This is a genomic window from Methanolobus bombayensis (assembly GCF_017873415.1).
Classification (GTDB): domain Archaea; phylum Halobacteriota; class Methanosarcinia; order Methanosarcinales; family Methanosarcinaceae; genus Methanolobus; species Methanolobus bombayensis.
This window is the reverse complement of the sequence record NZ_JAGGKD010000001.1, coordinates 325482-344378: the sequence shown is the minus strand read 5'-3', so window position 1 is coordinate 344378 and position 18897 is coordinate 325482. Positions and strand designations below refer to the sequence as shown.

The 18897-nt window shown below is 40.7% G+C and carries 21 protein-coding genes; 8 read left to right on the top strand and 13 right to left on the bottom strand.

Going from position 1 to position 18897, the window contains the following annotated elements; all coding sequences use genetic code 11:
• Nucleotides 1-8 precede the first annotated feature (8 nt).
• The 3 genes from J2746_RS01850 to J2746_RS01840 all read right to left on the bottom strand — a co-directional run bounded on the left by J2746_RS01850 (nucleotide 9) and on the right by J2746_RS01840 (nucleotide 2382).
• Nucleotides 9-509: a flagellar protein G gene (locus J2746_RS01850; RefSeq protein WP_245249922.1), complete on the bottom strand. Its 501-nt coding sequence runs from the start codon at nucleotides 507-509 to the stop codon at nucleotides 9-11.
• Nucleotides 510-605: 96 nt separating this feature from the next.
• Nucleotides 606-1037 carry an archaellum stator protein ArlF gene (gene arlF, locus J2746_RS01845; RefSeq protein ID WP_209615328.1) on the bottom strand — a complete coding sequence of 144 codons (432 nt, stop codon included), beginning with the start codon at nucleotides 1035-1037 and terminating at the stop codon, nucleotides 606-608.
• A complete protein-coding gene (locus J2746_RS01840) occupies nucleotides 1027-2382 on the bottom strand; it encodes a FlaD/FlaE family flagellar protein (RefSeq protein WP_209615326.1) in 1356 nt (451 codons plus the stop codon). The genes arlF and J2746_RS01840 overlap by 11 nt, the downstream gene beginning before the upstream one ends.
• Before the next feature lie 155 nt (nucleotides 2383-2537).
• Between J2746_RS01840 and J2746_RS01835 the strand changes: the two genes are divergently transcribed.
• Nucleotides 2538-3560 carry a methyltransferase domain-containing protein gene (locus J2746_RS01835; protein ID WP_245249921.1) on the top strand — a complete coding sequence of 341 codons (1023 nt, stop codon included), beginning with the start codon at nucleotides 2538-2540 and terminating at the stop codon, nucleotides 3558-3560.
• Here the strand turns inward: J2746_RS01835 and J2746_RS01830 are convergent.
• The 4 genes from J2746_RS01830 to alaS all read right to left on the bottom strand — a co-directional run bounded on the left by J2746_RS01830 (nucleotide 3557) and on the right by alaS (nucleotide 9296).
• Nucleotides 3557-3928 carry a response regulator transcription factor gene (locus J2746_RS01830; protein ID WP_209615323.1) on the bottom strand — a complete coding sequence of 124 codons (372 nt, stop codon included), beginning with the start codon at nucleotides 3926-3928 and terminating at the stop codon, nucleotides 3557-3559. The genes J2746_RS01835 and J2746_RS01830 overlap by 4 nt on opposite strands.
• A 68-nt stretch (nucleotides 3929-3996) precedes the next feature.
• On the bottom strand, nucleotides 3997-5049 hold the full coding sequence (locus J2746_RS01825; protein ID WP_209615320.1) for a response regulator: 1053 nt from the start codon (nucleotides 5047-5049) through the stop codon (nucleotides 3997-3999).
• A 95-nt stretch (nucleotides 5050-5144) separates the two neighbouring features.
• Nucleotides 5145-6485 (bottom strand): gas vesicle protein GvpD P-loop domain-containing protein, encoded by a 1341-nt coding sequence (gvpD, locus tag J2746_RS01820; protein ID WP_209615317.1) that lies wholly within the window; start codon nucleotides 6483-6485, stop codon nucleotides 5145-5147.
• Between the two features lie 36 nt (nucleotides 6486-6521).
• Entirely contained in the window at nucleotides 6522-9296 is a 2775-nt protein-coding gene (gene alaS / locus J2746_RS01815) for an alanine--tRNA ligase (RefSeq protein WP_209615314.1), read from the bottom strand.
• A gap of 325 nt (nucleotides 9297-9621) precedes the next feature.
• On the opposite strand from alaS, the gene J2746_RS01810 reads away from it, so the two are divergent.
• The 3 genes from J2746_RS01810 to surE all read left to right on the top strand — a co-directional run bounded on the left by J2746_RS01810 (nucleotide 9622) and on the right by surE (nucleotide 11324).
• Nucleotides 9622-9897: a hypothetical protein gene (locus J2746_RS01810; RefSeq protein ID WP_209615312.1), complete on the top strand. Its 276-nt coding sequence runs from the start codon at nucleotides 9622-9624 to the stop codon at nucleotides 9895-9897.
• 93 nt (nucleotides 9898-9990) lie between these two features.
• Nucleotides 9991-10407 (top strand): hypothetical protein, encoded by a 417-nt coding sequence (locus tag J2746_RS01805; RefSeq protein WP_209615309.1) that lies wholly within the window; start codon nucleotides 9991-9993, stop codon nucleotides 10405-10407.
• 128 nt (nucleotides 10408-10535) lie between these two features.
• Entirely contained in the window at nucleotides 10536-11324 is a 789-nt protein-coding gene (gene surE, locus J2746_RS01800; protein WP_245249920.1) for a 5'/3'-nucleotidase SurE, read from the top strand.
• A 67-nt stretch (nucleotides 11325-11391) separates the two neighbouring features.
• Here the strand turns inward: surE and J2746_RS01795 are convergent, their stop codons facing one another.
• A complete protein-coding gene (locus J2746_RS01795) occupies nucleotides 11392-11541 on the bottom strand; it encodes a hypothetical protein (RefSeq protein ID WP_209615306.1) in 150 nt (49 codons plus the stop codon).
• A gap of 13 nt (nucleotides 11542-11554) precedes the next feature.
• Nucleotides 11555-12469, bottom strand: coding sequence for a GTP 3',8-cyclase MoaA (gene moaA / locus J2746_RS01790; protein ID WP_209615303.1), 915 nt, complete (start codon nucleotides 12467-12469; stop codon nucleotides 11555-11557).
• Between the two features lie 89 nt (nucleotides 12470-12558).
• Here moaA and J2746_RS01785 point away from each other — a divergent pair, with 89 nt between their 5' ends.
• Both J2746_RS01785 and J2746_RS01780 read left to right on the top strand, forming a co-directional pair.
• On the top strand, nucleotides 12559-13875 hold the full coding sequence (locus J2746_RS01785; protein WP_209615300.1) for a cobyrinic acid a,c-diamide synthase CobB: 1317 nt from the start codon (nucleotides 12559-12561) through the stop codon (nucleotides 13873-13875).
• Nucleotides 13876-14062: 187 nt separating this feature from the next.
• Nucleotides 14063-14719 (top strand): PEF-CTERM sorting domain-containing protein, encoded by a 657-nt coding sequence (locus J2746_RS01780; protein ID WP_245249919.1) that lies wholly within the window; start codon nucleotides 14063-14065, stop codon nucleotides 14717-14719.
• A gap of 56 nt (nucleotides 14720-14775) precedes the next feature.
• Here J2746_RS01780 and priL read toward each other — a convergent pair whose 3' ends face one another.
• The 4 genes from priL to J2746_RS01760 all read right to left on the bottom strand — a co-directional run bounded on the left by priL (nucleotide 14776) and on the right by J2746_RS01760 (nucleotide 17402).
• Nucleotides 14776-15849 carry a DNA primase regulatory subunit PriL gene (gene priL, locus J2746_RS01775; RefSeq protein WP_209615296.1) on the bottom strand — a complete coding sequence of 358 codons (1074 nt, stop codon included), beginning with the start codon at nucleotides 15847-15849 and terminating at the stop codon, nucleotides 14776-14778.
• A 3-nt stretch (nucleotides 15850-15852) separates the two neighbouring features.
• Nucleotides 15853-16590 (bottom strand): DNA polymerase sliding clamp, encoded by a 738-nt coding sequence (locus J2746_RS01770; RefSeq protein ID WP_209615294.1) that lies wholly within the window; start codon nucleotides 16588-16590, stop codon nucleotides 15853-15855.
• A gap of 103 nt (nucleotides 16591-16693) precedes the next feature.
• The gene (locus tag J2746_RS01765) at nucleotides 16694-17008 is read right to left on the bottom strand and encodes a transcription factor S (protein ID WP_209615291.1); all 315 of its coding nucleotides are present in this window, start codon (nucleotides 17006-17008) and stop codon (nucleotides 16694-16696) included.
• The gene (locus tag J2746_RS01760) at nucleotides 16986-17402 is read right to left on the bottom strand and encodes an NUDIX domain-containing protein (RefSeq protein ID WP_209615288.1); all 417 of its coding nucleotides are present in this window, start codon (nucleotides 17400-17402) and stop codon (nucleotides 16986-16988) included. Before J2746_RS01760 ends, J2746_RS01765 begins: the two co-directional genes overlap by 23 nt.
• 66 nt (nucleotides 17403-17468) lie before the next feature.
• Between J2746_RS01760 and artA the strand changes: the two genes are divergently transcribed.
• Both artA and J2746_RS01750 read left to right on the top strand, forming a co-directional pair.
• Entirely contained in the window at nucleotides 17469-18284 is an 816-nt protein-coding gene (gene artA / locus J2746_RS01755; RefSeq protein WP_209615285.1) for an archaeosortase A, read from the top strand.
• Nucleotides 18285-18893 (top strand): phosphatidylserine decarboxylase, encoded by a 609-nt coding sequence (locus J2746_RS01750; RefSeq protein WP_209615282.1) that lies wholly within the window; start codon nucleotides 18285-18287, stop codon nucleotides 18891-18893.
• Nucleotides 18894-18897 lie beyond the last annotated feature (4 nt).

Genomic DNA, 18897 nt, shown 5'->3' with positions numbered 1-18897 from the left:
TTCGCCTCTTATTCCGTTTTAAAGCTCATTGCACCGGATTTGCCATTATCTGCTGCAACAAGTACTCTGTGATCACCTGCATCAAGGGGAGACGGTTTTGTGGTCACATTTAGTGTCAGAATATCTCCCGGTCTCCAGACAACATCACCATCAACCAGAGCAATATCCGCATCTGCAGGTTCTATAAGGAGACCATCTACAAGTATGGTCACGTATTCAGGTGCCAGTTCAGTCTTGCCGGTATTCTTGGCATAAAAAGTGTATTTGCCGGTGCTGTTATCAAAAGGAATTATTTCAGGATCATTAACGATTGTTATGTCAGTCCGCATCTGTTCGGATAACAATTTGCTGCCTGCACCGGATGAAGAGACCATTGATTGTACATTGCCAGAGACAAGAACAACTACACTGATAGCCAGTAGCATTGCAGTGATGAAGAAGATCATGTGTGTTACTGCAGTTTCTGCACCCGTATCTTTCAGTAAGGGGTCTCTGTTTGTTCTTAGCATGCTTTTCATGTTTTTCTGCCAGTCCGATGCAAATAGAATTAAGATAGTAATATATAATTAATAGTATATATAGTTGCCATTTATCAGGAAGTATATTCAGACGATATAAGAATTATAAGCAGAAACGCCATTGCGGGTCACTACCTTCACACGGTGAATACCTGTACCTGAAAGACCCTTGACGGTCAGGTTACGCGTTTCAGCCGGAGTCCAGGTTGCTGCAACATCACTATATGTGTAAGGTTCAAGATTTCCATCCACAAGCACGTTAAGTTCATCAAAATAGACATTTTCACTACCAGTGTTAGAAAGAATAACTGTAAGATTATAGGTATCGGAATAGTTCCCGGCGATGGCATCTGTCACTTCAATATTGGTCTTAAGCTTAGAATTCTGCATTTCATATCGTTCTTCAGAAGCATCACTGACAATTTCATTTGAGGTTGTTAGCATCGAGTAGGAAAAAGAACCCAGAACTACAGCGCTTAAAAAGAATATTGCAGCGACAACTGAAAGCTCAAATCCCATACAATTCCTCCAGACCGTGCTTAACCTTTGCCATTTCCCTGTCTATGGAACTCAGCATATTCCTGTCGATCTTACGTCCTGACAGTCTTTCAATAAAGAGCAGGGATTTGGTATGATCCTCTGGAAGGAGGCGCCATGTTGGCTTTTCAACATAATAATCGATTCCGCGGGCATATGCCATGATCTCTGACATGACATCCTCACTTATCCATCCAATATCCACATAATAATCAAGTGCATCCATCAGGTTGTTCCTTCCAACCCTTTCCATAAGGAACTCTATCCAGTTAAGAAGAACAACAACACTTGTAGGATCGGCTTTTATGCATTCCAGCCTTACAAGAGGCACTGCAGCTGCCTTAGGAGATAATTCAGTTTCTGATCCCTTTTCTGATTCAAGCTCTGGTCCTGCAACCTCATCAGATTCAGACTGATTATCACTAGAAAGTGATTTGTCCTTTGTTTTAGAAGAAGGATTAGCCTGGCCTTTTACAAAAGGTTCCGGACGGCTTTCGAGTTCTTCCAGCCTGCTGGTTATGGCAGAAGTTGTTTCTGCAATGTCAAGTAAATTCCGATCAAGGGAATCCGTCCGTTCAGCTAGCTCATCCGTTTTTGAAGTTAGCTGTTCGATACTCTCATGCATCATTACCATAGCATCTGCAAACGCATCCATCTTAGACTCAATATTGTGCATCCTGGATTCCGCTTCTTCTGAAATTCCCTGCGGCATAGTCATTTTCTGGGCAGTCGCATCAAAATCATTTTTCATGAGAACAAGCATATCGCCCATTTCAGTGAGCCTTTTCTCAGTCTTTTCAAATCTTTCGATGGTATCCCTGGAATTGACATCGTCTCCCACAAAAGGATTTACCTGATTAGAGACAATTTCGTAAAGAGACAGAAGTTCCAATACACTCTGATCTATCTTGTCAACTGTTTTTCTGATTTCCTCATTATCTCTCTGGACCATGTTGAGAGTCACATCTGCCTTTGAAACTTTGCTCTCAACCTCTTTGATCTTTTTGCGATTCTCCTCCAGCATTTCATTATCTATTGCAGCAGCCTGTGTCGATGCGCCGGGAGGACCACCAGCATCTACACCGGGAGGAGCCATACCAGGTGGAAAACCGGGAGCATCTGGTGCGCCAGATGTAGCAGGAGCACCAGGCGGACCAGCCGGAGAGGGTGGCATACCTGCAGCCAGATCGGGAACTGAACCCAGATCAGGCCCCCCTTGAAGGAAAGGAGGAGCATCTGAATCAAAAGGAGAGTCTCCTCCTTTGTTCTTTCCTTTTTTAGAAAGAACAGACGTTATTTTTTTTATCTTATCACTAAATCCGGCCATAATTCCACTGGTTTTATTTAATTTATGAGAGATATATCTATACGTTGGACAATATACCATCAATAATATATATAAATTATGAATAAAACATGGCTGGCATGAGATATAAATCAGATGCTTTTAAATCGTTTACATGACTTTTAAAGTTGATCGATTTGGCACGAAAAAAGAAATTCAAAACTGAAATGATAGCAGACAAGGATGGAATACGATTTGCTACACCAGAACCTGTTGCTGAATACAGGGCAAAAAGATTGAAATGCAAAGTAATAGCTGACATCAGTTGTGGCATTGGTGGACAAGCACTTCACTTTGCGAAGTATTGTGATTTTGTTTATGCTATTGAGATTGATACTAAAAAAATAGCATTTGCAAAGAAAAATGCAAAAATAATGGGAGTGGATAACATAGAATTCATTGCAGGCAATTCACTTTCACCTGAAATTATTGAAAAATTGCCTGAACTGGACGTTGTATTTTCAGATCCTGCAAGACCACCTTCGGAAAAAAAGAGAAGCATTGACAATCTGAGGCCTTCTATTCCCGAAGTTATGAAAGCTTACTCAGATATTTCTTCAAACTTTGCATTTGAAGCACCTCCCCAACTCTCCCCTGAAAGCATACCCTTTGACTGCGAAAGAGAGTACATGTCCCTTGAAGGAAAACTCAACCGGCTTAATCTTTATTTTGGTGAACTGAAAAAAGCAGACATCTCTGCTGTTGCACTTCCTGGAATTAATATTATTCGAAAAACAGGCGTCTATGATACAGCCAGTGGAAACGAAGAACCAGCTCGTTATGCATATGAACCGGAAGAATGCGTCACTAAAGCAGGGCTCCTTGGTCAACTCGCAGCAGAGTTGAAAAATGAAGCAGATGATATTTCTGTTTTTGAAATTGATAAAAAAAGAACTCTTCTGAGTTCTGATTCTATGATAAAGAACAGCCTTTTTAAGAACAGATACAAAAGACTTCTTATCTCAGAACCTGATTTTTCTCTGATTAATTCATATCTGAAGAAAAACTCATTTGGAAAAGTTATTGTCAGGGCAGCCATTGAACCTGAAAAATACTGGGATGTGCGTAATGAACTTGAAAGCTGTCTTGTTGGTGAGAGAAAGGCACATCTATTTGTGAAAAATGATAAAGCAATATTGTTTGAAGTGCTGGATGACTAAAGTTTCATTTCCAGCAGTTCTCTTGTTCTCTGGATGAGCTCTTTTCTGCTGAAAGGTTTTGTAATATAGTCGTCTGCCTTAAGGACATGTAGTCCCAGCATTTTGTCAAATTCCTGACTCTTTACAGTGAGCATGGCAACAGGGAGAGCTGGCTCTTTTTCTTTAATCTTATGGAATGTCTCCCATCCATTCATATCCGGCATCATAATGTCAAGTAGAATCGCGTCAGGATTTTCCTTTTCGATGGATTCAAGACATTCAAATCCGCTCTTTGCCCCGACAACGTCTATATCCTCTGATTCCAGGATAAGTTTTACGAGGTCAATGGTATCTGATTCATCATCTACGACCATGATTTTGGGACACATTTTTTATTCACATCTCCTAAAAAAGGAAAGTATATTATTATATTCCCAATATTCATTAAAATATATAATTATTCCTCTTCCCATCCAAGACGACGCATGACCATCTTTATCCTTGCTTTGACCTCTCTTTTGTCAAATGGCTTGGAAATATAATCATCGATACCAAGTTCCATTCCCTTGACCTTGTCCTCAATGGCGGTCTTGGCAGAGACCATGATCACAGGAATATCACTTGCAGCTTTGCTCTTTTTAAGATGTTCCACAACCTCATAACCATCCATGTCCGGCATCATTATGTCCAGGAGTATAAGATCAGGAAGCTCTTTGAGTGTAAGATCAATAGCATCCTCACCATTGTGCGCCACAATGAAATCATATGGCTCACTTATGAGAGAGAGCTTGAGAAGTTCCGGTATATCTGGTTCATCATCAACAATGAGAATCTTCAGGCGATCACGTTTGATCTTCTTCTGCATGGGCTCAAATTCAATGGACCCACCTTCAACAGAGTATCGGAAATCAAAATCTTTCATACCTATCTCAGCATGGATCTCACCCACGTTTGTTATATCAACAACCACATCAAAGAATGAGGTTATAAGAACTTCAGTCTCCGAAGGCAGGATATTCCTGGAAAGCATTGAGACAATGCTACCATTATTCTCAGCTACTTTCTTTTCAATGAACTGGATGAAATTTTCCACCACCTGCATTGTGTCACTTGCAAGTACATTCATATTGTCTATTAGCAGCACTGAGTTCTGATGGTCCTGGAATATGTTTGATATATGGGATGCCATCTTTGTATAGTCAGCAACCGAACTGCAGTAGAATGTATCATCATGATGCTCTTTACCTGGTGCATCAATGTCGATAAAAAATAATCTTCCTTTATAATCAATATCAAATTCAAAATCTTCAAATTTAGACAATATTTTATCCCTTGAAGAATTAAGGCACAACCAGACTATGGTCCTGTCCTTCTCCTCTTTCATTATATCAGATACAAAAAAATATACAAGTCTCTCAATTAAGCTATCCACCGGAGCAAGGAACAATGTATTTTTTTGGGATAGTTCAGTTCTTAGGGTTGAAAGGATTTCCTGAGTTTGAACATTCATTGCCAAGTACCTTTTAATTTTGTTTAGTAAATATTATTAGTTTTATTTTCTTATTAATGTTTGGGCAGAAAATGCACATACGGCATGTAAATTGCTCATTTCATAGGAATGAGACTAACCTGTGGATATCCTGAAACAAATTCCATCTGAACTGCAAAAATACCGGTTTTTGGCACCACGCCGTACATAACAAGGGTCTTGTCAACGTTTTCAAATTTCCAGTGAGTTGTGGCCATATGTGCCACAGATTCCGAAATTCTCTGGCCATACTTTGTCACAGCAAGAACAACATTTTCAGTTGTTTTCGTAATGGATGCCATTTGCCCTATGATAGAGCCGATATTCTCCCATCCATAATTGTATTCCATACTGTCAAGGCCTATATAATCAAGGACAGGTGAACCGTACTGGCGCAGAATTTCATTCTTGGACTTATGGAAAATGTCCATATCTTTATAGACATTGCCTGAGAACGGTTCAATATATGCAGGAATCCTTCCTTTAAGGTCCCTTATCTCAAATCCAACGAATTGTCCATGGAAATGATCATTTCCTGTAAATGGAGATATCATGCGTTTTTCAGTCTCAACGCTGGTACCTTCCGTGGGCATACTGAGAAGACCGCGGGCCAGATTGAGATGATTTATGAATGTAGGCAATAATAAACTGTAGAATGAGTCACCAACACCACTTGTGATCTCAAAAAGGTTGAAACTTCCTTTCTGATACCCTCCGGCAAGTATCTCATCAAAATCATGTATTCCCGTGGATATCTTGTTTTCTTCCGGATCACTAAGAGGATGGGGCACCTGCATCTGTTCCGGGTACGACACTGTGAAAGGTTCAAAGCTTCTGAAGCTGCCACCATCAAGAGTAAATGGATATCTGGACTGAGATAGTTCAACACCACGCATCTTGAGAAGATTGATTTTTCTTATGTCACGCCCCGATAATTCTGCTATTTCAAGAAATACAACACCGTCTACAAGATAGTCAAGAGACGTTACATCCTCCTGCTCGGTGATCATTACCAGATCTGCATTGACCTTACGGGCAAAATCAAAAAGTAAACGCTCCAGTTCGAACTTATTTTGTTTCCAGTCAGAAGATCTTGTCGTTGCAATGCTCAGGGAATCTATGGAATCAACAACAATAACAGGCTTTGTATCACTTGATTCCCAGATTACTTTTATGCGGGATGCAAGCATTCGAAGAAAATCCTCGTTGTTATTGAAATCCCCTTCTATCCAGGGGTATTTACCATACTCCGAAGATTTATCGATACGTGGTGAAATATAAACACAGTTGCCTTCAGAGCAGATATCATCTAACACTCCAAAGACAAAAGTGGTTTTTCCAGTGCCAGGCTTACCCTTTACGAGAAGGGATTTGCCATATTGGGATGAAAAGAATTCTTTGACCTCACCAGGTATCATATTGAGCCTTTACAATTTACATATATATATACATATCTAATTATTTAATTGTGCTTCAAGGAGCTTCTGTCCTGCATCCAGTGCTTCATCTATCTTACTGGCATCAACACCACCACCACGAGCCATGGCAGGTTTGCCACCACCGCCACCACCAACTATCTGGGACATCTCCCTGACGATAGTACCGGCATTTGCTCCGGCTTTCAATGCATCCTCTCCTGCCGCGCCAACGATCTTGACACCACCTGAATCACTTGCCAGAAGTACAACCAGATCATCACTGACAGTAAGTTCTCCGGCAATCTTCACAAGCTCATCAATGTCTGCATTAGGGACGCATTTTGCCACCAGACGCATGCCTGCAACATCTACGGCATCGTTGGCCATCTGAAGCACATGCACATGCGCAAGATCATCCTTAAGTCGCTGGTTTTCTTTCTTAAATTCTTTCCATTCATTGAAGAATCGATCAATTGTAGATGGAAGATGTTCAGGCCTGACACGGAGTGCATCGGATGCCTGGCTGAGATAGGATTCCATTTTCTGTGTTGCTCTGACAGCTGCAAGGCCGGCAGCATATTCAATACGCTCAACACCGTCCTGAACACGTTCTGTCTTTAGCATTTTAATAGGACCTACAAGTCCCGTACTGATACAGTGAGTACCACCACATGCTTCAATATCATCAGCAACCTTGAGCACACGGATGGTTTTTCCTGGAGGGACACCTCCCTGGTAGAGACCAAAACCATATTTCTTCTCAGCTTCTATCCTGTCCATCCACTCAGCAGTAACGCGCTGGTTCTCCATGACAGTACGGTTGGCTATCAGTTCTATCCGGTTCAATTCTTCCTGTGAGATACGCTTATAGTGAGAGATGTCAAGACGTGCCCGGTCCACGAATTTCTGGGCACCGGACTGCCATACATGATCACCAAGAACCTTACGCGCAGCATCATTAACAATGTGAGTTGCTGTGTGATGACATGCATGAGCCATACGACGCTCCTCATTTACATGACCATGAACCAGGTCACCTTTCTTAATGTGGAACTCATCCTCTGACTCTTCTATGATATGAACAACAACCCCATCAACACCCTGGACATCAATTACATTATGGACCACATCCTCTATCTCAAGAGTACCGTGGTCTGCAGGCTGTCCACCCCCTTCAGGATAGAAGAGAGTGCTGTCAAGGACAACATGATTGTCAAATACATCAAGGATAACTGCTTCAAAGTCCATCCTCGTAGGTTCATCATAGAATAACTTCCTGGTTTCCGGGACTTTAGCTACCCTTTCAGCATAAGGGAAGACCTTTACCTCTTTTTCCTCGGCCTTGCTGTGTCCTTCAGCGACTAAAGAATAGAAATTATCAGGCAGGTCTACAGCTACACCTACCTCTGAAGCTGCTTCTTTTGAGATCTCAGGAGGGATACCATGAGTATCATACATCTCAATGATACTTTCAAGGGGCATGTTCTCTCCGGACTTCTTGTAATGTTTTGCAGATTTCTGGATCATGCGTTTTCCACGTTCAAGTGTGTCGCCAAACTTGCGCTCCTCGTGGGTAAGAATATCTTCTATAACATCGAACTTTTCCTCGAACTCAGGATATTCAGGCAGGTTATGTATGTGCATTTTTACAATATCTGACAGTGATACGGATATTCCCATATCCCTCATCATCCTGAGTGTCCTGCGGAGAACAAGTCTTGCAAGATAGCCTGCCTTGACGTTAGAAGGTATTACACCATCTGCAAGCATGAATGTCAGACAACGTGTGTGATCAGTGATAGAATATACAGTCTCAACAGGTTCCATGATGGATGAGAGTTTTTCCACAGTAGTTCCTATACTGGAAGCAACCTGTTTTCTCAGTTCAAAGAGATTGGCCTTCTCGCTTACATCCATAAGACCGGCAAGACGCGCATTCTGAGCAAGGATGTTTGAATATTCAGAATTATCAAGCTCGTGTTCTACTCCTGCAAGGCCCATTAATTCATTGACAATGTCAGGGAAGACCGCATCATATATTGTAGGTGAACCTTTTGATGCCCATACGAATCTTTCAAGACCATAACCAGTATCCACTATGTAGTTGTCCATCTTGTGGTAGTTCTCGCCCTTGATCTGAATGTCACCATCTTTTGATTGCTTCATGTTCATGAATACAAGGGTCGCAACTTCCAGTCCACCGACAAGTGCTTCCACACATGGACCGGCATTTCCTCCGCCTGCCCAGGGTTCTTCCTTATATGTAACTGCAAATGGATCTACCCCCAGGGAGTTGAACAGTTCATCACAAAGTTCCACTGTGCGGTCCTTCCAGTATATTTCTTCGCCTTTTTTGTTAAAGGCGTGGTGAGCCATCATTTCAAACGTTGTCAGATGGCGGCCACTCCTGCCAACGGCATCAAGGTCTGAAAGACGGATGCATGGCTGGGAAATGGTCAAAGGATTTGCGGGTGGAGGTACCTGGCCGGATGTTACAAAAGGCTGGAAATCCGCAATTGATGCAATGGTCAGATAAATGTCATCTCTCCATCTTGCGATCACAGGATATCTTTCAAGCCTTGTATGTTCCCTCTCCTCAAAGAAGTTGAGATAATATTCTCTCATTTCTGCAAGGTCGAACTTTTTCTTAAAAACAGGATTACCGATAAAGGAGTATGGATCGCATGGAGCATCTCCGCATGTGACTCTTTCGAGGTCACGTGTCCAGAAATGTTTTCCACATTTAGAGCATTGTTTGCGAACGAATCCATTCTCTGAAAAAAAATCAAGCTGATATTCGTCTTCAAGCATAAATATTCCAACTGGATGATTGTTTTAGTCTAAATATATCTAATACTAAGTCTGATTTATTCTTCCAACTATCGCACCAATGATTAAAAACGTTTCTTATCGAAGAGCATTGAAAGATGGTACAAAGGTAAAAATAGACAGTATATAAGAGATAATATAAATATACATGAAGAACAATTCCCACAGATAGCTTTTTTCGACAAATCACGAACTCAAAAATCGTCGGTTTGTGAACATAACAGATGTATTTTTTGAACATATGATCAGAAAACCATACATTACGTTTAAGTGTATGACCATAAAAATGGAGTACTGGTGATGACCGATGGAATCAATGCGCTATATGTCATTAGTATTCAGAGGACTTGTTGAAGAATATAATAATACAGGTGTCAGACCATCAATATTCATGGATGGAAGTGGCAGCCTTCAAGTATACCTGTGCGATCCGATTATCGAGGAATTGGACGAAGAATACGGAATTAATATCGAACAGGAATATGATGTGAATGGCGGACAATTCTCAGATACAAACTTCAACAGAGTAATGCCAGTTGAAACAATTAAACACAATCTTGGGAATGAAGCAACAATACAGTAAACCATATTGGGATTATAAGTAGCAGGGCCTTACGTGACGAAATTTGCACGGGATGAGGGAAAAGGCACCTGCGTATAACCCAGGGTGAAAAACATGGATTACAAAAAACTTCTGAAGGTTTTAAAAAACTCAAAGCAGGTCTACAGAGAAGACTATATCAGAAAAATATTCAGAAGCGCACATTACGACATAGGGTTGTTTGAAGAACAGCTCAATGAATTCAACTCTACCCTGAAAGGAAGCGATTCTGAAGTCGCCAAATCATACATGGACCGGACCATCCTGGCTCAAGTAATAGATGACGCATCAATTTTGCTGGAAATCGTGAAAGATAGTCCCTGCCTGGATACTGAAGAGAACAAAGCCATTGAAGAGATGATCTTTACCCTCGATGAAATGAGTGACAAAATAGAAGTCCTGGAAGAGGTCAAGGCACTTGCCGACATGGCTGAACAGGAAGGATTTTCCAATTCATCGCATAGGAAAGACAGGATTTACGCAAACGTGTAAATCCATATAACCTCCATTAGATACATTCTTTTTTCAGAGATTTTGCCTGTAGAGCTTGTGCTACGTCAAGTTTCGATACTAAATAACTGGCATTAGTTTTAAGACACTGACATGCAATTGATACTAGCATGTCAAAAAAGATACTTGTTACCAATGATGACGGTGTTTATTCCACAGGCATACATGCTGCCTGGAAAAGTGTTGCAGACCTTGGAGATGTTACAGTGTCCGCACCTATGACCCAGCAAAGTGGTGTTGGAAGATCGATATCTATCTTTGAACCACTCAGAATTACACAGACAAACATCAATGGAATAGATGTCAATGGTGTGGCAGGCACACCAACTGATTCTGTGATCCTGGGCATATTTGCAATTATGAAGGAAACACCAGATCTTATTCTTTCAGGATTCAACATTGGAGAGAATATCAGCACTGACACTATAACCACATCAGGAACTATAGGTGCGGCACTCGAAGGTGCAAGTTACGGAATACCTGCAATTGCTGCGTCCATACAGGTGATGGAAGAAGGAGACAAATTTGACGATAACAGGAATTTCCAGCATGATTATAATATTGCCATTAAAGTTGTGAACAGGATTGCAAAAAAAGTACTGGAACATGGTCTTCCTGAAAACGTGGATCTTTTGAACGTAAATATTCCACACCATGCTGAAGATGAACCGGATATAGAAATAACAAGGCTTGCAAGAAAATTCTTCAAGACTGATGTTGAGGAAAGGCATGATCCAAGAGGAAGACCTTATTACTGGATTGCAGGAGATCTGCTGGTGGATGAAGAGGAAGGCACCGATGTCCATGCCATTATGAACAACGGGAACGTCTCTGTTACACCCATATCACTTGATGCAACGTCGCCAATTGATTTCTCAGAAATAGAGCACCTGCTGTAAGATGAATACATCAAATAAAATCGATATTCAGAAACAATAAAATGGTTCCTGACACTTATCTCAGGAACTACTGTTTTACTTTAATAAGCACTTCTTTGCAGTCATCCTCAACACCATGTAATGTTGTGACTGCTCCAATGACTGTGCTGCCAAGTATGGACTGCACGAAATGGTTGATCTCGATATCTTTTCCATCTACTGTAAGTACGACTTCCATTTTTGCTACTCCTTTAACTTTTACAGAACGGAACACGCCTGCTGACAGCCAGTCTGAAAAGGTCAGGTAACTCATCAATGCTGGCTTCTGAAACGTCAACCATATTATCGCTTACCAGAAGGCAAGGCTTTAATTTCCCATCAGCTGTAACCCTCAAACGATTACAGTTTGCGCAAAATTCCGTATTGTCAACCGGCCTGACAAATTCAACTTCTGCACCATTGATAATATATTTTTTCCTTTTATGAAGCTCACGTACCTTTACATCCGAAGAGACTGCCATTAATGAACGTTCAACTTCATTGGCATCTATCCGGTACTGCGGAAGCTCCCTGAAATCCATAAGTTCGATAAGCTGCAGGATAACATCGCCATCATATCTGCGTGTAAATCCCAGCATATCCTGTATCTCATCGTCATTAAGATCCTTAAGCAGAACCATATTAAGTTTAACAGGAGTAAGGCCAGCATCTACGGCTTCATGTATCCCATCCAGCACTTTGTCAAAAATCCCATCCCTGCAATTTGTGATCATGTGATACTTATCAGGATCAAGTGTATCAAGACTTATATTGACCCTGTCAAGACCTGCATCTTTAAGAGAAGATGCCCTGTCTTTAAGCAGGACAGCATTGGTGGTCATGGAAACATCTCGCATTTCAGGGAGACGTACAAGTGCTTCCTCAAGGTCCTTTCTCATAAGTGGCTCTCCGCCGGATATCTTCAAACGATCGATACCAAAGCCCGAGGCAACATTAACAATATTAACAATAGTATCCACTGACATTTCTTTACTGTGACCTATATGGCCTTCATTGTGACAATAGATACAATTAAGATTGCAGCGATCAGTCACAGACATTCTAAGGCTCCTGACTGTGCGCCCGTAAGAATCCGTAAGAATTTCTGTTGCTTCCGGGAAAGACATAGTACTTAGATATACGTTATTTATTTAATCGTTTTGAATCATCTCCCAAGGGAATAATACATATATCCGAACTATACACAATAATCTCCATGACAAACGCGGTTTTGCTTGCAGGTACCAACAGTGGAGTTGGAAAAACAACGGTTTCCATGGGAATTATGGCGGCCCTGAAAAGAAGAGAAATGGAAGTTCAGCCTTTTAAGGTAGGACCTGATTACATAGACCCTACATATCATACAGCTATCTGCGGCAAACCATCAAGGAATCTTGATACCTTCATGATGCAGATTGATGGTGTCAGGAACACTTTTTCAAAACATTCTGATAATGCTGATATCAACATCGTTGAAGGAGTTATGGGGCTTTTTGACGGAATGGGAGCTACTGAGATAGCAAGTTCCGCGCATGTAGCAAAATCGCTTGGAATTCCAGTAATATTAATAGTGAACGTACATGGAATGTCCAGAAGTGCGGCAGCGATTGTCAAAGGTTTTGCTCAGTTCGATCCTGATGTCAAGATTGCTGGTGTGATCCTGAACAAGGTAGGAAGTCCAAGACATGCACAGATGATCATAGATTCAATTCCCGATATTCCTGTTGTTGGAACACTGCCACGTAACAAGGACGTAACAGTTCCATCACGTCACCTTGGATTATATATGGCAAATGAGATGGATTTCGATACTGAAGGTCTGGCTGCATTCATTGAAGAGAACATAGACCTTGATGCCATAATGGATCTTGCAAAAACTGCACCGGATTTCGAAAAACCTGAGGAAGAAGATAATATCGAAGCTGATCTGAAAATAGGAATTGCATACGACAGTGCATTCTGTTTCTACTACCAGGATATGTTTGAGGCTTTCAGGAATGCAGGAGCAGAAATTGAATTGTTCAGCCCGATAAAAGGGGAAGTTCCTGATGTTGACGGATTCTATTTTGGTGGAGGTTATCCCGAACTGTACATTTCAGAGCTTGAGAAGTCAAAAACTACAAAAACCCTTAAAGATCTATCTGCCAATGGCATGCCAATATATGGAGAATGTGGTGGATTACAATATATGTCCACATCCTACGAGATAGATGGAACTGTTTATAAGATGGCAGATGTGCTGCCTGCTGAGACAGTACAGACAAAGAAGCTCCAGGCACTCGGGTACACAGAAGGAGTTGCAAACGGAGAGTTCATCAAAGGAACTATTCGTGGACATGAGTTCCATTATTCTGCAACCTATTGTGATAACGATGCAAAGCTTGCATATGATATGAAAAGAGGAAAAGGAATTGTTGATGGTAAAGACGGACTTACCGAGCACAATTCACTTGCAAGTTATACTCATACCCACCCTGCGACATTCCCTGTGAAGAGTTTTGTTGAGAAGTGCAGGGAATACAGACTTAGATAATTATCAATCGATTTGTTTCTTTTTATAAGTATGTAACTTTTAGTATAAGCTTTGCTTTTTATAAGTTTATACCAAATAATTTCAAAAGATTTAAATACAAAGTACAATGAAAAAGTACATTTGAAATATATACAATATGTATAAGTGTATATAAATAAAATATATGAAATAGATTATTGGTGGTACAATGAAAAAAATAAATTTAATATTGATACTATTGATGGTGTTGTTATCAACAACACTGGTTGCAAGTGCAGTGGCAGAAACAGAACCTTCAGTAGCAATAAATCCATATTGCTATTTTAATCAGTACCAAGATGGATGCTATCAGGTAACTGCTAATGGAAATTATGTAATAGATGGAGAATGTCTTCCTTCTTGCTTTGAAGGCCTTATCCCACCAACTATGAACATAGTCGCTGAAGCCACAGTTAAAAAAGATGGTAATACCATAGAAGTTAAATCATTCACAAGTAACCCCAGCATACCATATGCATTATCATATCCAATTAATGTCGACATTGAGGATCTTAAATTCCCTGATGGCATAGATGTATGGATAGCTAATGAGAAGATCGGATTTACTGCTTACCTTATAATAAATGAGCAAAAAATGCCAGTAACAGGTACTGTAATAGTCACAAATGCTGCAAATGGAGTATACACCTTTGCATTTAATGAACTATACATTAACCAAATTCCAATTACATGTATCAGTGGAAACATGCAGGTGACTGTTGAACCAATTAATTGTGAAGAAGAAATTCCAGAGTTCCCAACAATTGCAATCCCTGTCGCAGCAATTATCGGACTTGCATTCTTCATGCAGCGTAGAAAGGACTGATTCAAAAACAAGCAATGGGACAAATCGTGTCCCACATATTTTTTTAACAAAATAAACTATTTCTTTTTGTCTTCTGAGTTCTTGTCAGAAACATTATTTCCGGCAGCTTTTTGAGCATCCCTTTTTCTGAACCAGACCTTGCGGCTGTAATAATTAAGAGGGTGACTGATCTTTTTACACATCTCATCAGGAGCATAGCAGTTGCCATAGGTCTGCATAGTTGAACATGATGGCGGTTTATAGTGAGTACCTGACGAACCTGCAATATGCTCCACCTGATATCTTGCCTTTTCAACATCAAAATCAGGTGATGCAGTGAAAAGATTCATTATATCATCCACAGTCATCCCTATGGTCAGCAGGAAAGCGGTCATGGCAAACCTCATGGAATGGGCAAGGTTGACACCGGCCTGAGTATTTGCTATGGCTTGTGTTATACACGGAGGGAATAGATCGGTTTCAACGGTCTCAAATTCAGATTCACCGAAAGTGTTCTTTTTTTCCTCAAGATATTCCCGTATCTCTAACAGATATGGTTCACATGCTTGCACAAGTTCTTCATTCACAGGCATAGGCAGATTGTGTTCAACACGCTCTTTGATCAATTCCTGCAAAAGACGGGCAAATTCCTCTTTTGAGACATTCACGTCCCCATGTTGAAGTTTGCGATTAACGAGTTTCCATTCAATGGCTTTGAGTGAGCTTGCCATTCTGATATATGAAGTAAAGTGTAATTTAAAACTGGAATCACCTTTATCAGGGTAAACTGAAAAATCAGAAGCAAATTCTTCAAGAAAATCAAGACTCATTGTCTTTAGAATTTTATAGGAGGCAACAGCCTCTGCAAGACAATACCTTCGGATCAGGAAAGAATCATCAATACATGACACCAGTATTCTTGAAAAAGGATAAGAAAGCAGTTCCAGCAATATTTTTTGCTCATCGGATATCGAAAGAGCAGGCTTAAGTAACTCACCCGAGATCGCCTGCATGACGCGTTCCTTACCACGAATTCTTGCCGACTCCATGGCTCTGGAAGTTACAAGACGATCAAGAGATATTCCGAGGCTTTTTACTTGTGCTGATGCCCCGGAAGTGTAAGGGTATAATGCAAAATCCTTTTCATCCATAGATCATTCAGACTCGATCCTCGGAGCAAGAAGATAACCGATCTTTCCTGCACCATTTGCAATGGAGAAGCCAATCTTCACAGGGAAGTCCTTACCAAGCTCTACAGTAACTTCATTGGAACGTGAAGCAGGTTTAACGATATCAGACAAATAATCCAGTGAGAACAATGAACGTGCTTCCCCTGATTTCATGTCAATAAGACTGTCACGGGCCATATCAAGACGTACACGGTCGGTGTCACCTTCTGCTTCCATATAGAAGACATCTTCATCGACACCAAGCAACATGTGGTCACTTATCTTCTCAGCAGCCTTTACGGCTCTCTGAAGATCCTTTCCGTTGAGGACGACTTCAGCAGGCAACTCAAGCTGTGGTATCCTTGGCTCTGCTCTGATCGTTGAAGGGTCAAGTAGCGCAAGAGTGTAAGACAGACCACCAAGATGTAATGACATCTTCTGGGACATCTCATCGAGTTCCATGACAACTTTTTCATCCCTGCCTGCAACACCAAAGATATCATTTATCTTTGACAGGTCCATTCCAATCTCAGAATCATCAGCATTGAATTCATCAAAAGCACTGGAACTAAGATCAAAACTTACCATAGCTACATTTGCAGGGTCTACAGCCCTGACGGAGATACCTTCAGGAGATAACCTGAAACGTGCTTCATCAACAAGAACCGAAAGAGTCTCAATTGCAGTTTTTAAAATGTCTGCATCAATAGTTGCCTTGAACATCTGGATTCGCCACCAATAATTTGAATTTTTATGCCATTATATCTAATAAGTAATATAAGTTTTCTTTAAAATATCCAAAACCAGAAAAATGTATCAGATATTTTTAGTCATACTCACGCCAGGTGCAGCCACATTTTGTACATTTGAAGAAACGTGTCTCAGATTCATCTGCTGATCTTAGCTGACGCAACCACCAATATGCTATATTGTTGCCGCATTCCTCACATCTGACAGTGGTTGTAGGAAGACCCTGGTCCACATTGCCTTCTAGTACAGTAACATCCCTCTTTTCCCTGGACTCCTTTGACACAAGTGCTTCAGAACCTTGCTGTTTTCCCTTTATATAGCCACATTTTCTACACTTAAAGGAATCACCTGAAGGGAACATCATACTTTTACATTCGGGACAAAATTCCATCAATATCACTTCTCGCATTATCTATTATTAAGTTATGGTCAAAAGCCATTTGCGGTATATCCGAAAGATTGAACAAATGTACCGCCTTAGCATCTGAATCTGCTCTTGGTTCACCCTTCCCCCGAGTCAGGTAAACTACGCTCACCGTGTGCCCGCGGGGATCGCGCGAAGGGTCAGAATATACTCCAAGTAACTTAACTATTTCTATTGTAAGACCTGTTTCTTCAAGAACCTCACGCACGACAGCTTCTTCTGTGGTCTCACCAATATCTACAAAACCTCCAGGGAGTGCAAATTTTTCTTTGTAAGGAGGATTTTTTCGCTGGATCAGAACTATTTTTCCATTTAAGATGATTACGGCATCAACTGTAAGTTTAGGGGTATTGGGTGGCATAAGGAACAAAAAGTTAATAGGCTACATCAAATATATAGAAGCCATACCTATTAAAGGTGTGCTTAAATGATTGAAAATGTTCTATGGATTGCAGTGGCTTTTATGCTGCTTGGGTCAATAATCCCTAATACCGTCAAGGCGCGCAGAGTGATATCTGCGATAGGATGGGGATTCTTTTCCATACACTGGTTCTACCAGCCTCTCCATTATATAGAAATTGGAGATTACTTCAATGTAGCTCTGGTAATTGTTGTAGGAATAGTCTGCCTTATCATAGCCCATACTATGTTAAGAGAATACAGGGAGGATAATATACCTTCACCGGACATTACAAAAATGGCTACCAGCGCAACAGCCCTGGGGTCTTTGTTCTATTTCCCCTTTGCTCAAATGGAAGTTCTGAATGTATGGATCATATCACAGGTGACAGATACTGTTTTCTGGACACTTCAAAATATTAATATGCCAGCTGAAATGGTAACATGGAACAAAATAACACTTAACGGGTATACAGTAGAGATTATTCTTGCATGTACAGCTATTGAAAGCATAGCACTTTTCATAGGACTTATCGCATCAGTGAATGCTCCTTTTAAAAGACTTGTTGCGGCATTCATGGTTTCAGTACCTGTTATATACGTTTTAAATATAATAAGAGATGTTTTTGTAATTATAGCCTATGGATACCAGTGGTTTGGCCCCGAAAGCTTTGAAATAGCACATCATACTATTGCAAAGATAGGATCAGGAATAGCATTATTCGTAATAGCTTACATTGTTATGCGCATACTGCCTGAGCTGGTAGACTTGATTGAAGGGATCTGGTTTTTGGTTACCGGATTTGTTCAAAAGCTATTCTATAAAGTAGTAGGAAACCAATAAATGCTTGCTAAAGGTTCTTTTCCCTGGATACTAACGTCCATCACTATAAGTGTGATAAGCTCCCTTGCATATATACTATACAAAGTTCCACATTCAGGAACTATTGCCATAATTGCACTGTCTGTGACAATTTTCTTCTTATTCTTTTTCAGGGATCCCGAAAGGGAAATAAAGGAACATGACAACCATATGCTCTCGCCGGCAGATGGAAAAATCGTCGATATAAGAGGCAGGAAAATCTGTATTTTCATGAATTTCCAGAATGTACATGTGAACAGAGTTCCAATTAACGGAAAAATACACACCATTGAACACAAAAAAGGTGGATATATCCCTGCATTCTGTAAAGACTCACATCGCAATGAAAGGAGTCATACGTTTATAGAAACCGATCATGGTATCGTTGAGGTAATACAAATAGCCGGAACTGTCACACGCAGAATCGTTTCCTATGTTCAGGAAGGCGATTACATGAAACAGGGTCAGCGTTTTGGAATGATACGCTTTGGGTCAAGAGTTGATGTGACAATCCCTGACAACTTTGAAATTAACATTAAAAAAGGGGACAGGGTTTTTGCCGGTGAGACGGTGATTGCAAGAATTAAATAAAGGA